The organism is Streptomyces griseoaurantiacus (assembly GCF_036189845.1).
GTDB classification, from domain to species: Bacteria; Actinomycetota; Actinomycetes; order Streptomycetales; family Streptomycetaceae; genus Streptomyces; species Streptomyces griseoaurantiacus.
The window spans coordinates 2,244,202-2,258,097 of the sequence record NZ_CP108326.1; the positions used below are offsets into that span (position 1 = coordinate 2,244,202).

9 protein-coding genes are annotated in these 13,896 nt (G+C 73.0%); 3 read left to right on the plus strand and 6 right to left on the minus strand.

Annotated elements, in window-relative coordinates:
• Positions 1–3: 3 nt before the first annotated feature.
• From nirD to OHB09_RS10080, 5 genes are all read right to left on the minus strand, one after another.
• Positions 4–357, minus strand: coding sequence for a nitrite reductase small subunit NirD (nirD, locus tag OHB09_RS10060; protein WP_006137536.1), 354 nt, complete (start codon positions 355–357; stop codon positions 4–6).
• Positions 354–2,996, minus strand: a complete 2,643-nt coding sequence (gene nirB, locus OHB09_RS10065; protein ID WP_328921859.1) for a nitrite reductase large subunit NirB — start codon at positions 2,994–2,996, stop codon at positions 354–356. Before nirB ends, nirD begins: the two co-directional genes overlap by 4 nt.
• Positions 2,996–4,312, minus strand: coding sequence for an NAD(P)/FAD-dependent oxidoreductase (locus OHB09_RS10070; protein ID WP_328921860.1), 1,317 nt, complete (start codon positions 4,310–4,312; stop codon positions 2,996–2,998). The genes nirB and OHB09_RS10070 overlap by 1 nt, the downstream gene beginning before the upstream one ends.
• 156 nt (positions 4,313–4,468) lie before the next feature.
• Positions 4,469–5,338, minus strand: coding sequence for an alpha/beta hydrolase (locus OHB09_RS10075; protein WP_328921861.1), 870 nt, complete (start codon positions 5,336–5,338; stop codon positions 4,469–4,471).
• Between the two features lie 156 nt (positions 5,339–5,494).
• The gene (locus OHB09_RS10080; protein ID WP_040893482.1) at positions 5,495–6,418 is read right to left on the minus strand and encodes an AraC family transcriptional regulator; all 924 of its coding nucleotides are present in this window, start codon (positions 6,416–6,418) and stop codon (positions 5,495–5,497) included.
• 74 nt (positions 6,419–6,492) lie between these two features.
• Here OHB09_RS10080 and OHB09_RS10085 point away from each other — a divergent pair, with 74 nt between their 5' ends.
• The gene (locus OHB09_RS10085; protein WP_328921862.1) at positions 6,493–7,500 is read left to right on the plus strand and encodes an SDR family NAD(P)-dependent oxidoreductase; all 1,008 of its coding nucleotides are present in this window, start codon (positions 6,493–6,495) and stop codon (positions 7,498–7,500) included.
• Positions 7,501–7,756: 256 nt separating this feature from the next.
• Here OHB09_RS10085 and ppdK read toward each other — a convergent pair whose 3' ends face one another.
• Positions 7,757–10,498, minus strand: a complete 2,742-nt coding sequence (ppdK, locus tag OHB09_RS10090; protein WP_319351871.1) for a pyruvate, phosphate dikinase — start codon at positions 10,496–10,498, stop codon at positions 7,757–7,759.
• Positions 10,499–11,445: 947 nt separating this feature from the next.
• On the opposite strand from ppdK, the gene OHB09_RS10095 reads away from it, so the two are divergent.
• Positions 11,446–13,194 carry an alkaline phosphatase family protein gene (locus tag OHB09_RS10095; RefSeq protein ID WP_328921863.1) on the plus strand — a complete coding sequence of 583 codons (1,749 nt, stop codon included), beginning with the start codon at positions 11,446–11,448 and terminating at the stop codon, positions 13,192–13,194.
• Between the two features lie 156 nt (positions 13,195–13,350).
• The gene (locus tag OHB09_RS10100; RefSeq protein WP_328918999.1) at positions 13,351–13,884 is read left to right on the plus strand and encodes an AAA family ATPase; all 534 of its coding nucleotides are present in this window, start codon (positions 13,351–13,353) and stop codon (positions 13,882–13,884) included.
• Positions 13,885–13,896 lie beyond the last annotated feature (12 nt).

Below are 13,896 nucleotides of genomic sequence, written 5' to 3' on the forward strand. Positions count from 1 at the left end.
CCGTCAGACCGCCGCCCGCACCTCGTACGCCGGGACGCGCACGCTCTCGTCGTCCAGGCACTGCCCCGATTCCAGGTCGAAGCGCTGCTTGAGGAGCGGGGAGGCGACGTAGGGGCGGCCGGCGTGGGTGCCGGTCAGGCCCCGGGAGAGGACCGCGGCGCCGGTGAACGGGTCGCGGTTGCCGATCGCGTACAGGCGTCCGGACCGGTCCCGGAAGAGGGCGGCCTGGCGGCCGTCGGGGAGCAGGGCGGCCACTCCGCGCCCGGGGGTGAGCGTGCCCAGGTCGCAGACGGTGAGCCAGTCCTCCGCCAGTCTGAGCTGGATCTTCAGGTCGGTCGTCTCGGGGGCCAGGGTCATCGCTGGGCTCCTTCCAGGAACGGGGTCTCCCCTGCTCGGGCGGGGCCGAGGGCTCGGGGAGGGAGGCCGAGGGTGAGCAGGGGCAGGTCGGGCTTGATCTGGTCGCGCTCGGGGACGAAGGCGACGACCGGGTCGGGGGTGTCGGGGGCGTTGACGAAGGACACGAACCGGGCGAGCTTCTCCGGGTCGTCGATGGTGTCGGCCCACTCGTCGCGGTAGTGCGCGACGTGCGCCGCCATCAGGGACTCCAGCTCCGCGCAGATGCCGAGGGAGTCGTGCACGACGACGTCCCGCACGTGGTCGAGGCCGCCGGGGATCCGGTCCAGCCAGACGCTGGTGCGCTCCAGCCGGTCGGCGGTGCGGATGTAGAACATCAGGAACCGGTCGATCAGGCGGATCAGTTCGGCGTCCGAGAGGTCCTGGGCGAGGAGGTCGGCGTGGCGCGGGGTGGCGCCGCCGTTGCCGCCAACGTACAGGTTCCAGCCGTTCGCGGTGGCGATGACGCCGAAGTCCTTGGACTGGGCCTCGGCGCACTCGCGGGCGCAGCCGGAGACGGCGGACTTCAGCTTGTGCGGGGCGCGCAGGCCCCGGTAGCGCAGCTCCAGGTCGATCGCCATGCGGACGGAGTCCTGGACACCGTAGCGGCACCAGGTCTGCCCCACGCAGGACTTCACGGTGCGCAGCGCCTTGCCGTAGGCGTGTCCGGACTCGAAGCCGGCGTCGACCAGGCGGGTCCAGATGAGCGGGAGCTGTTCGACGCGGGCACCGAACAGGTCGATGCGCTGGCCGCCGGTGATCTTCGTGTAGAGGCCGAAGTCGCGGGCGATCTCGCCGATCACGATGAGCTTCTCGGGGCTGATCTCGCCGCCGGGGATGCGCGGGACGACCGAGTAGGAGCCGTTCTTCTGCAGGTTGGCGAGGAAGTGGTCGTTGGTCTCCTGCAGCGCGGCCTGCTCCCCGTCGAGGATGTGGCCGCCGGCGCCTATGGCCGGGGCGAGGGAGGCGATGATCGAGGCGACGGCGGGCTTGCAGATGTCGCAGCCCTCGCCGCCGCGGGCCTCCTCGCGGCCGTACCGGTCCAGCAGATCCTGGTAGGAGTCGATGCGCAGGGCGAGGACGGTCTCGTAGAGCTCCTCGCGGGTCTGCGCGAAGCAGCCGCACAGGCCCTTGTCGACCTCGACGCCGCTCGCCTCCAGCTCGGCCTCGACGATCTGGCCGAGCACCTTGACGCAGCTTCCGCAGCCGGTGCCGGCCCTGGTGCACTTCTTCACCTCGGGCACGGAGGTGCAGGAGTGTGCGGTGACGGCGCCGCGGATGGTGCCCTTGGTGACGTTGTGGCAGGAGCAGATGACGGCCTCGTCGGGCAGCGCGGAGGGCCCGAGCTGGGCGGGGGCTCCCGTGCCGGCCGGCAGGACGAGGGTCTCGGGGGCGAGCGGGGGCACCGAGCCGGTCAGGGCGCGCAGGGTGCCGTAGGCCTCGGCGTCGCCGACGAGGATGCCGCCGAGGAGGGTGCCGTCGCGGCCGATGACGAGCTTCTTGTACAGGCCGGCGCGGGAGTCGGAGTAGACGACGTCGAGGCAGTCCTCGGCGGTGCCGTGGGCGTCGCCGAAGGAGGCGACGTCCACGCCGAGCAGTTTGAGCTTGGTGGAGAGGTCGGCGCCGGTGAACGCGCGCTCCTCGGTCTCGTCGGCGGCGAGGGCCGCGGCGGCCGTCTCGGCCTGCTCGTAGCCGGGCGCGACCAGCCCGTACACCCGTCCGTCGACGGCGAGCGCGCACTCGCCGATGGCGAAGACGTGCGGGTCGGTGACGGTGCGGCACTGGGCGTCGACGCTGATCCCGCCGCGTTCGCCGACGGCCAGTCCGGCCTCGCGGGCGAGCTGGTCGCGGGGGCGGACGCCGGCGCTGAACACGACGAGGTCGGTGTCGAGCGTGGAGCCGTCGGACAGCTTCATGCCGGTGACGGCGCCCGAGTCGCCGGTGAGGACCTCCTGGGTGCCGACACCCGTGTGGACGGACAGCCCCATCTCCTCGATGGTGCGCAGCAGGGCGGCGCCGCCGCCGTCGTCGACCTGGACGGGCATGAGGCGGGGCGCGAACTCCACGACGTGGGTGCTCAGTCCGAGCCCCTTGAGCGCGCCGGCCGCCTCCAGGCCGAGGAGCCCGCCGCCGACGACGGCGCCGGTGGTGGCGTGCCGCTTCGCGTACTCCTCGATGGCGAGCAGGTCCTCGATCGTGCGGTAGACGAAGCAGCCCTCGGCGTCCTTGCCGGGCACCGGCGGGACGAAGGGGTAGGAGCCGGTGGCCAGGACGAGCGTGTCGTAGGCGAGGGTCAGTCCGGAGCGGGCGGTGACGGTGCGGGCCTCGCGGTCGACGCGCTCGGCGGGGTCGCCGAGGTGCATCTCGATGCCGTGCTCGGCGAGGAAGGCCGTGTCGGTGAGGGACAGCTCCTCGGGGGTGCGGCCGGAGAAGTAGGAGGTGAGCTGGACCCGGTCGTAGGCGGGGCGGGGTTCCTCGCACAGCACGACCACGCGGTGCGTGGCGGTGAGCCCGCGTGCGGCGAGCGCCTCGAGGAAGCGCTGGCCGACCATGCCGTGGCCGACGAGCACGAGCGTGGGGCCGGCCTCGGGTGTGGTGGTCATCAGGAGCCTCCGTCGTTGGTGAGCAGGTGGAGCAGGGGGGTGCCGTCGGGGAGCGGCTCCGCTCCCTCCCAGGCGCGGGCGAGCGCGCCGACGGTGCCGAGTTCGCCGACGAGGACCCCGCCGACGACGCGGTCCTCGCGGACGACGACCTTGCGGTAGGTGCCGCGGGTGGCGTCGGCGAGCTGGACGACGTCGTCGCCGGGGCGGGTCTCGGGGTCGCCGAAGGCGGCGAGGTCGAGGGTGGCGCGGTGCCCGGCCGTCTCCCCGGGCCCGGCCGGGGGGCCGGTGCCGATGAGGGAGCCGGCCGCGGGCGGGGTGCCGGCGCCCGTGCCCGTGCCCGTGCCCGTGCCGGCCAGGGTGAGCCGGGTCAGGGAGCGGGTGCCGGTGTAGCGGGCGGTGGCGTCGGCGCCCGAGAGCAGGCCGGCGAGGACCTCGGCCTGTTCGAGGGCGGGCGCGGCCAGGCCGTACACCGTTCCGTCGTGCTCGGCGCAGTCGCCGATCGCGTGGACGCGCGGGTCGCTGGTGCGCAGTTCCTCGTCGACGAGGACGCCCGTGCGGACGTCGAGTCCGGCGTCCTCGGCGAGTCCGGTGCGGGGGCGGACCCCGCAGGCCAGGACGACGAGGTCGGTGTCGAGCCGGTAGCCGTCGGCGAGTTCCACCGAGCGGACCGCGCCCTCGGGGCAGCGCACGTCGCGTACCCGGGTCTCGGTGTGGATCTCCACGCCGAGTCCGGCGAGGTGGCGCCGGACCAGTCCGGAGGAGAGCGGGTCGAGCTGGCGTTCCATCAGCCGCTCGGACTGCTGGGCGAGGACGACCTGGGCGCCGCGCGCGGCCAGGGCGCGGGCGGCGGACACCCCGAGCAGTCCCCCGCCGATCACGACGGCGCGCACGCCGGGGCGCACGGCACGGGCGAGCCCGAGGCAGTCGTCCATGGTGCGGAAGGCGTGCACGCCCTCGGGGAGCCGGTCGCGGGTGGTGAACAGCCCGCGCAGGGGCGGCAGTACGGGGTTGGAGCCGGTGGCGAGGACGAGCGTGCCGTAGCCGATCCCGCCGCCGTCGGCGCACCGCAGGCGCCGCGCGTCCCGGTCGATCCCGGTGACCCGGGCGCGCACCGTCTCCACGCCCGTGCCGGGCAGTGCGATCACCTCGGGCGCGTACCGCCCGGCCAGCACCTCGGCGAGCAGCACCCGGTTGTACGGGGGGTGCTCCTCCTCCCCCACGACCAGCGCGGACACGCCGAGTTCGCCGAGTCGCCGGGCGAGCGCGATTCCCGCGAGCCCGGCCCCGATCACCACCACACGCGCATCCGAGGTCATGCCCGAGAGCGTGCGTCGCGGGTGTTACCCGACCGCATCCCCTCTGTTTCCCCGGAGGAACGCTGCCCTCAGTGAGGGGGCGGGGCGGGTGTGAGGGGGCCGCTCAGGCGGACGGGGCGGGTGTGAGGCGGTGCGGGGCGGGCGTGCGGGGACCGTTCACCCGGTCGGGGCGGCGAAGAACTCCGAGAGGGAGGCCGCGAGGGCCTCGGGGGCCTCCTCGGCGACGTGGTGCCCGGAGTCGATGCCGTGGCCGCGCAGGTCGGGGGCCCAGCGCCGCCAGATCTCCCGCGGGTCCCCGTACAGGTCCTCCAGGTCGTCGCGGAGCGACCAGAGGACGAGGGCCGGGCACCTCAGGAGCTTCCCGGCGGCCCGGTCCTCCTCCTCGTGCCGTCTGTCGACGGTGAGTCCGGCCCGGTAGTCCTCCAGCATGGCCCGCACCACGTCCGGGTTCCTGGTGGCCGCCCGCCACTCTTCGTGGTTCTCCCGTCCCATGAGGTCCGGGTCGCCGCGGTACCAGGCGTCCGGGTCGGCGTTGATGACGCGTTCGGGAATGTCCGGCTGGGCGAAGAAGAACCAGTGCCACCACTGCGTGGCGAACTCGGCCGTGACACGGGCGAGGTGTTCGGAGAGCGGCAGGCAGTCGAGCAGCGCCACGCGCGAGACGGCCTCGGGGTGGTCGAGCGCGAGGCGCAGCGCGACGGCGCCGCCCCGGTCGTGGCCCGCGAGCGCGAACCGGGTGTGGCCGAGCGCGCGTACGCCGGCGAGCACGTCGCCGGCGGCGGCCCGCTTGGAGTGCCCGAAGTGGTCGGCGGTGGGCGCCGGCCCGGTGGAGCGTCCGTATCCCCGCAGGTCCGGGCAGATGACGGTGAACCCTTGGCGCACGAGCAGCGGGGCGACCCGGTGCCAGGTCGCCGAGGTCCGCGGATGCCCGTGCAGCAGCACCACCGGCGGTCCCTCCCCGCCGTACCGCACGAACACCGAGGCGTCCCCGACGTCGAACCGCCCGGTCTCGAACCCCTCGAACACCCGTCCTCCTCCCCTGCGCCGGCCGCCCTCGCCGACCGGGCCCGGCCTCGCGGGTGCCCGGGGGACGGCGGCGCATGCGTGGCCGACCCCGACCGGCCGGGCCCGTGCGGGGCCGGGGCAGCGGGGCCGGGGCAGCGGGGCCCGCGGCGCCCGCGGTCAGACCGCCGTGCGGTACCGGCGCCGGTAGCGCACGGGTGCCTCGCCGACCTCCCGCTTGAAGGCGGTGCTGAAGGCGCTCTCCGAGGTGTAGCCGAGCCGGGCGGCGAGTGCGCCGATCCGGACGTCCTCCTCGCGCAGGGCCCGCCGGGCCAGCAGCATCCGCCAGGAGTTGAGGTAGGTCAGCGGGGGGACTCCCGCCACCGCGCGGAAGCGCACGGCGAACGAGGTCCGTGACATCGCCGCCGCGCGGGCCAGCTCCGCCAGGCCCCAGGGACGTCCGGGGTCCTCGTGCAGGAGCGTCAGCGCGGGACGCAGCCGCTCGTCGGTCAGTGCCCGCAGCCATCCCGGCGGCGGCTCGGCCCGGTCGAGGTAGGCCCGGAGCACTTCCAGGAGCAGCAGTTGGGCGTGCTGGCGCACGGCGAAGGCGGCACCGGGCCGGTCGCCGGTGACCTCCTCGACCAGCCGGTCGACGCAGGCGCGCAGGGCCGGGGCGGCGGCGTCGGCGGCGCGGACGTGCGCCACCGGCGGCAGTGCCTGCGTCACCAGTGCCGCACCGGCCGGGTCGAGCTCGACGTGACCGCCGAGGACGACGTCGTCGACGGCGAAGTCCGCGCCGTCGACGCGCAGGGCGTAGTCGCCGGGCCGGGGCAGGAACTCGCGCGGGGGTTCGTCGCCGGTGCCGCCCTCGGCGCGCAGCCAGGAGCGGCCGGTCAGGATGGCCACGTCGCCCGCCTCCATCGTGAGCGGGGCGGCGAGTCCGTCGGTCGACAGCAGGCAGCGGCCGCGGACCATCACCGACAGCTTGAGCGGGCTGGTGACGGCCGCCTGCGTGACCCAGCGCCCGCGCACCGCGAACGCGCCGGAGAGCTGTCCGCGGACCTCGAGGACGTCGAAGATCTCGGACAGGTGATCGATGGCCATGCCTGAACTCTCGCGAAGAAAATGTGTCCGGTCAAGCATTCTCCGTTCAGTCCCGCGGGTGCAGGCTGGGTGACATGACCAGCATCCTGGAACTCCAGCGGCCCCTCGGTTCGGGCTTCACCGCGTTCTCCACCGCCGAGGAGGTCCTCGCGGGCCTCGACCTGACCGGCCGGAACGTCCTCATTACCGGCGGCCACCGCGGGCTGGGCCTGGCGAGCACCGAGGCGCTCAGCAGGGCCGGCGCCCTCGTCACCGTGGCGGCCCGCGACACCGGCGCCGCGGCACGTGCGGTGGCCGGTCTGGACGGCGTCCGCGTCGAGCAGCTGGACCTGCTCGACCCGCGGTCGGTCGACGCCCTCGCGGCCCGCTGGACGCGCTCCGGCCGACCGCTGCACGTCCTGATCAACAACGCGACCGTCTTCCACCGGGAGCGCGTCGTGGACGCGCGCGGTTACGAGACCACCTTCGCCGTCGCCTTCCTCGGCCACTTCCAGCTCACCCTCGGCCTGCTGCCCGCCCTGCGGGCCGCGCACGGCGCCCGGGTCGTCAACGTGGCCTCCGGCAGCCACCGCCTGAGCGACATCCGCTGGGACGATCCGCACTTCGCCCGCGGCTACGACAGCGACCTCGCCTACGGCCAGTCCAAGACGGCCCTGGTCCTCTTCGCGGGCGAACTGGACCGCCGCTGGGCCGCCGACGGCATCCGCGGCTACAGCCTGCACCCGGGCATCTCCGTCATCACGTCCCTGCGCAAGGGGTCCGAAGCCCTCCACGACCTGACGCAGCTGCGTGCCATGGGGCTGATCGGCGAGGACGGTGAGCCGGTCATCGATCCCGAGCGTGAGAAGAAGACCCCGGAGCAGGCCGCGGCCACCATCGTGTTCGCGGCGGCGAGCCCCGTGCTCGACGGCGTCGGCGGCGTCTACCTGAAGAACGCCGACATCGCCCCGGTCGACGCCCGCCCCCTCACCGCGGAGATGCTCGCCGTCGGCGACGTCACCTCCGACCTGGCACCGCACGCCGCCGATCCCGCCTCGGCCCGCCGCCTGTGGGACCTCGGTGAGCGGCTCCTGGCCGGGTGACCCGTCTCGCGCACGTGAAGGAGGCGGCACCCCTCCGCACAAGGGGTGCCGCCTCCCGGGGGCGGAACCGCCGCCGCGCCGGTGAGGGGCGGGGCGCGGGTGGTGGCGGTTCCGGGACGGTGGGTCCGGTGGGGACCCGGGGCCGGGACCCGGCGGTTCGGTCAGGGAACCCGGGCCCCGGCGTTCGGGGTGGGGGGAAGGACCGGGGCCCGGGTCGGTTCGGTCGGGGACCCGGGCCCCGGGGTCGGCGGCGGGGTCAGCGGTGGTCGCTGCCCCGCGAGGAGGAGGCCGCGCGGCCGGCCTCAAGACGGGCGACGGGGATGCGGAACGGGGAGCAGGAGACGTAGTCGAGGCCCACCTCGTGGAAGAAGTGGACGGACTCCGGGTCACCGCCGTGCTCGCCGCACACGCCGAGCTTCAGATCGGGCCGGGTCTCGCGGCCCGCCTTCACCGCCGACCTGACCAGGGAGCCGACGCCGTCCTGGTCGATCGTCTCGAAGGGCGACACCCCGAAGATGCCCTTCTCCAGGTAGGCGGTGAAGAAGCTCGCCTCGACGTCGTCGCGGCTGAAGCCCCACACCGTCTGGGTCAGGTCGTTGGTGCCGAAGGAGAAGAACTCGGCGGCCTCCGCGATCTGCCCGGCGGTCAGCGCGGCGCGCGGCAGCTCGATCATGGTGCCGATCGCGAGCCTCAGTTCGGTGCCGGTGGCGGCCTGTACCTCCGCGATGACCTGGTCGGCCTCCTCGCGGACGATCTCCAGCTCCTGCACCGTGCCGACGAGCGGGATCATGATCTCGGCGCGCGGGTCACCCTTGGCGGCCCGGCGTTCGGCCGCCGCCTCGGCGATGGCCCGCACCTGCATGGTGAACAGGCCGGGGATGACCAGGCCGAGCCGTACGCCGCGCAGGCCGAGCATCGGGTTCTGCTCGTGCAGCCGGTGCACGGCCTGGAGCAGCCGCAGATCGTTCTCGTGCGGGTCCTTGCGGGACTCGGCGAGGGCGACCCGCACCGAGAGTTCGGTGATGTCGGGCAGGAACTCGTGCAGCGGCGGGTCGAGGAGACGGACCGTCACCGGGAGGCCGTCCATCGCCTCGAACAGCTCGACGAAGTCGCGCTTCTGCAGGGGCAGGAGCTGCGCCAGGGACTCCTCGCGCTCGGCCTGGGAGTCGGCGAGGATCAGACGCTCGACCAGCTCCCGGCGGTCGCCGAGGAACATGTGCTCGGTGCGGCACAGGCCGATGCCCTGGGCGCCGAAGCGGCGGGCGCGCAGGGCGTCCTCGGCGTTGTCCGCGTTGGCCCGCACGCGCAGCCGGCGCTTGCGGTCGGCGAAGGCCATGATCCGGTGGACGGCCTCCACGAGTTCGTCGGCGTCGTCGGCACCCGCGTGCATCCGGCCCTCGAAGTACTCCACGACCGGCGAGGGCACGACCGGCACCTCGCCGAGGTAGACCTTGCCGGAGGAGCCGTCGATGGAGACCAGGTCGCCCTCCTCCACGACCACCCCGCCGGGCGCCGTCAGACAGCGCCGCTTGGTGTCGACCTCCAGTTCCTCGGCGCCGCACACGCACGTCTTGCCCATGCCGCGGGCGACGACGGCGGCGTGCGAGGTCTTGCCGCCGCGCGAGGTGAGGATGCCCTCGGCGGCGATCATGCCGTCCAGGTCGTCGGGGTTGGTCTCGCGGCGGATGAGGATGACCTTCTCGCCCGAGCGGGACCACTTGATCGCGGTGTACGAGTCGAAGACCGCCTTGCCGACCGCCGCGCCGGGTGAGGCCGCGATGCCCCGGCCGAGCTGCCGCACCTTCGCGTCCTCGTCGAAGCGCGGGAACATGAGCTGGGCGAGCTGGGCGCCGGTGACCCGCTGCAGGGCCTCCGCCTCGTCGATCAGGCCCTGGTCCACGAGCTGGGTGGCGATCCGGAAGGCGGCGCCGGCGGTGCGCTTGCCGACGCGGGTCTGCAGCATCCACAGGGTGCCGCGCTCGATGGTGAACTCGATGTCGCAGAGGTCCAGGTAGTGGTTCTCCAGCGTCTCCATGATCTGCATGAGCTGGTCGTAGGACTTCTTGTCGATCCGCTCCAGCTCGGCGAGCGGGACGGTGTTGCGGATGCCCGCGACGACGTCCTCGCCCTGCGCGTTCTGCAGGTAGTCGCCGTAGACGCCCTGCTGTCCCGAGGCGGGGTCGCGGGTGAAGGCGACGCCGGTGCCGGAGTCGGGGCCGAGGTTGCCGAAGACCATCGAGCAGATGTTGACGGCGGTGCCGAGGTCGTGCGGGATGCGCTCCTGGCGCCGGTAGAGCTTGGCGCGCTCGGTGTTCCAGGAGTCGAAGACCGCCCTGATGGCGAGGTCCATCTGCGCGCGCGGGTCCTGCGGGAAGTCCCGGCCGGCCTCCTTCTTGACGATCTTCTTGAAGGTGGTGACCAGCTTCTTGAGGTCGGCGGCCTCCAGCTCGGTGTCGACCTCGACCTTCTTGGCCGCCTTCGCCGCCTCCAGCGCGTCCTCGAAGAGGTCGCCGTCGACGTCGAGGACCGTCTTGCCGAACATCTGGATGAGCCGGCGGTAGGAGTCCCAGGCGAAGCGCTCGTCGCCGGCCTGCTTGGCGAGCCCCTTCACGGAGGCGTCGGACAGGCCGATGTTGAGGACGGTGTCCATCATGCCGGGCATGGAGAACTTGGCCCCGGAGCGTACGGAGACGAGGAGGGGGTCGTCCGCCTGGCCGAGCTTCTTGCCCATCCGGCGCTCCAGCGCGTCGAGGTGCGCACTCACCTCGTCACGCAGTGCCGCGGGTGCCTCGCCGCTGTCGAGGTAGACCTTGCAGGCCTCGGTGGTGATGGTGAACCCGGGCGGGACGGGGAGACCGAGGTTGGTCATCTCGGCGAGGTTCGCGCCCTTGCCGCCGAGAAGGTCCTTGAGGTCCTTGTTGCCTTCGGTGAAGTCATAAACGAACTTCACGTCCTCGACGGCGTTCCCGGTGAGGTGAGGATCTTTGTTTTCCGACACGGTCTCGACTCCTCGAGGACGCGGTGGGCTGCCCTGACGGCGAGGAACATACCCAGATCGAAGGTGCGTGGGTACGTCCACTCGCGCGTCATGCGCCCGTAACCAGTCGTCCGCCGCTGGATCGAAAGCAGGTACGGGAGGGAGGCGGGAGGGCACATGCGTTCACTTCTTGAAGAGAAGCTAGCCCGAAAGGGCGACTGAACGCTCACATGAGCGCCGAGAGTCGTCTCCATGTAAAGCTGCTGAAGGGAGGGGTGGTGGCACTGAGTGTCACGCTTCCGAGACTTACAGGCACTCAAGATCCGCTCACCTGAGCGTCACCCCTATCAAGCGTGGCGAGAATCACGCCGTTCGAGGGGCCCGGATTTCATCATGCGGACGTGTGGACGGACTGCCCGCGGCACGCCCGAAGGAGCGCCCCGAGACCGTCCGGAGACCATCCGGAGACCGTCCGGGGAGAAGGATTGACGCGGCGTTTGCCGGGTGTTTGCCCGGTGCGGGGGTGCCGGCTTGAACGCGGGCCGACGGGGGCGCGTACGGGAGGACGGCGGGCCCGGCCTCCCCGAGCGGCCCGCCACTCACACGGCTGCGCACGGAAGGACCCGCGGGTGCCTCTCAATACGGACACGCGACGAACGGCGGACGAGAAGGAACCGGCGGCGACACCGGCGGAACCCGCGGCACCCGAGACGTCGCAGGAGGCAGCCTCGTCCGAGGCTCCGGCCGAGACGTCGCCGGAGACACCCTCGTCCGGGACGCCGACCGAGACATCACCGAAGACACCCGCGTCCGGGACGCCGGACACCCCGGGCGCCGCCGAACCCGTCGCGGGCGCCGCCGAACCCGTCGCGGACGCCACCGGACCCGTCGCGGAAGGGACCCGGACGGACGCGGCGGACGGCGCGGAGCGGGCAGACCGAACGGACCAGGCCGGGGACACGGCCCCAGTGCCCGGCGCCCCGGACGCCACCCCCGCCCCGGACGCGACCCCGGACCCCGCCCCCGCTCCGTCCGGCCCTCTCTCCCGCCTCCGCGCCGCCCGGCGGACCTGGCGGGAGGGGCACCCCACCGCCGCCCGCGTCCTGCGCGACGGCGTCACCGTGCTCGCCGCCGTGCTCGTGCTCGCGGCGCTGCTGCTGCCCAACCGCATGCACATGCGGCCCGCCCAGTTCGTCCGTATCCCGGTGGAGGCGCTGTTCGGCGCGGCCCTCCTCGTGACGCTGCCCCGGCGGTGGCGGCTGCTCGCGGCCTGGGTGTGCGGGCTCGGGCTCGGCGCGCTGACGGTCCTGAACTTCTTCGACATGGGGTTCTACGAGTTCCTGGGCCGCCGCTTCGACATCGTGATCGACTGGGCGCTGCTCGGCGACGCCAAGTCGTACCTGAACGACACCCTGGGCAAGGGCGGCACGACGGCCGTGCTGCTCGGGGCCCTGGTGCTGGTCCTCGTCCTGATCGTCCTGATCGCGCTCGCGGTGGTGCGGCTGGGCGAGCTGCTCGCCCGGCACCGTCACACCACGGGCCGCACGCTGCTGATCCTCAGCATGGTGTGGATGGTCTGCGCGGTCCTGGGCCTGCGGATCGACGGCGTGCCGCTCGCCTCCCAGCACTCGATCGCGCTGGCCCGCAGCCGCGCCGAGGCGGTGCGGGACACCCTGCGGGACGAACGCGAGTTCGCGAAGACGGCGAAGGCGGACGCGTTCGGCAACACCCCGCCCGCCCAGCTCGTGCCGGACCTGCGCGGCAAGGACATGATGTTCACGTTCATCGAGAGCTACGGCCGCAGCGCGATCGAGGACCCGGTGATGGCACCGGGTGTCAACAAGACCCTGGCCGCGAGCACCGAGGCGCTGGCGAAGTCGGGCTTCCACGCGAGGAGCGGCTGGCTGACGTCGGCGACGTACGGCGGCAGCAGCTGGCTCGGGCACTCGACGTTCCTGTCGGGCCTGTGGATCGACAACCAGAACCGCTACCGGACGGTGACCAACAGCGACCACCTGAGCCTGACGAAGGCTTTCCGGAAGACCGGCGACTGGGACACCGTCGGCATCATGCCCGGGGTCCAGAAGGGCTGGCCGGAGGCGAAGTTCTACGGGCTGGACAAGGTCTACAACGCCTTCCAGATGGGCTACGAGGGGCCGAAGTTCAGCTGGTCGACCATGCCGGACCAGTACGCGCTGGAGGCGTTCCAGCGCCTGGAGCACGGCAAGAAGCGGGACAAGCCGCTGATGTCGGAGATCATCCTGACCTCGAGCCACCAGCCGTGGGCGCCGGTGCCGAAGATGGTCGACTGGGGCGAGGTGGGCGACGGCTCGGTGTACGACTCCATCGAGAAGGCGGGGAAGAGGCCGGGAGACGTCTTCTACGACTCCACGAAGGTGAAGCAGGAGTACGGCAGGTCGATCCAGTACTCGGTGACGGCGCTGACCCAGTTCCTCCAGCGGTACGGCGACAAGGACACGGTGCTGGTGTTCCTCGGCGACCACCAGCCGGTGGCGAAGGTGAGCGGCGACGGCGCCGACCACCAGGTGCCGGTGTCGATCGTGGCGAAGGACCCGAAGGTCCTGGACAAGATCGCCGACTGGCACTTCACGGAGGGCCTGCGCCCGGCGAAGGACGCCCCGGTGTGGCGGATGAGCTCCTTCCGCGACCGCTTCCTGACGGCGTACGGATCCACGCCGCACCCGTCCAAGGGCTGAGGGCGTACGGGTCCCGACCGGATCGCACCCGGCGAAGGGCTGAGCGGCCCCCCGGCGGGACCGCCGGACGTGCTGTCGGCGGGACCGCCGGACGTGCTGTCGGCGGGACCGCCGGACGTGCTGTCGGCGGGACCGCCGGTGTGGGACAGTGCGCGCATGCTGATCGCCATGGCCGGTCTCCCCGCGGCGGGCAAGAGCTCGGTCGCCGAGGCGCTCGGCCGGGTGCTGCCGGCCCCGGTCGTGTCGGTCGATCCCGTCGAGGCGGCGATGTGGCGGGCCGGCGTGGAGCACGGTCAGCCCACGGGCCTGGCGGCCTATCTCGTCGCCGAGGCGGTGGCCGACGGGGTGCTGGCGCTCGGCCAGAGCGTGATCGTCGACGCGGTCAACGCGGTCGAGGCGGCCCGTCGGCAGTGGCGGACCCTGGCCGGACGCCACGGGGTGCCGGTGGTGTTCCTCGAGGTGGTGTGCTCGGACCCGGCGGTGCACCGACGGCGGCTCGAGGGCCGTTCCCGGGACATCCCGGGCTTCGAGGAACCGACCTGGGAGGCGGTGGAGGAGGCACGGGCCGCGTTCGATCCCTGGACCGATCGCCGGCTCGTGCTCGATGCGCTCGCGGACCCGGCCTCGAACCTCGCCGAGGCGTGGGCGTACGTGGCCGCGGCGGCACAGCCGCCCCGGCCCGCCCCCTGAGGCGCCGCATCG

What these genes read in the sequence shown, in the direction of transcription:
- nirD (WP_006137536.1), bottom strand. Translation starts at nt 357, where the DNA reads ATGACCCTGGCCCCCGAGACGACCGACCTGAAGATCCAGCTCAGACTG.
- nirB (WP_328921859.1), bottom strand. Translation starts at nt 2,996, where the DNA reads ATGACCACCACACCCGAGGCCGGCCCCACGCTCGTGCTCGTCGGCCAC.
- OHB09_RS10070 (WP_328921860.1), bottom strand. Translation starts at nt 4,312, where the DNA reads ATGACCTCGGATGCGCGTGTGGTGGTGATCGGGGCCGGGCTCGCGGGA.
- OHB09_RS10080 (WP_040893482.1), bottom strand. Translation starts at nt 6,418, where the DNA reads ATGGCCATCGATCACCTGTCCGAGATCTTCGACGTCCTCGAGGTCCGC.
- OHB09_RS10085 (WP_328921862.1), top strand. Translation starts at nt 6,493, where the DNA reads ATGACCAGCATCCTGGAACTCCAGCGGCCCCTCGGTTCGGGCTTCACC.
- OHB09_RS10100 (WP_328918999.1), top strand. Translation starts at nt 13,351, where the DNA reads ATGCTGATCGCCATGGCCGGTCTCCCCGCGGCGGGCAAGAGCTCGGTC.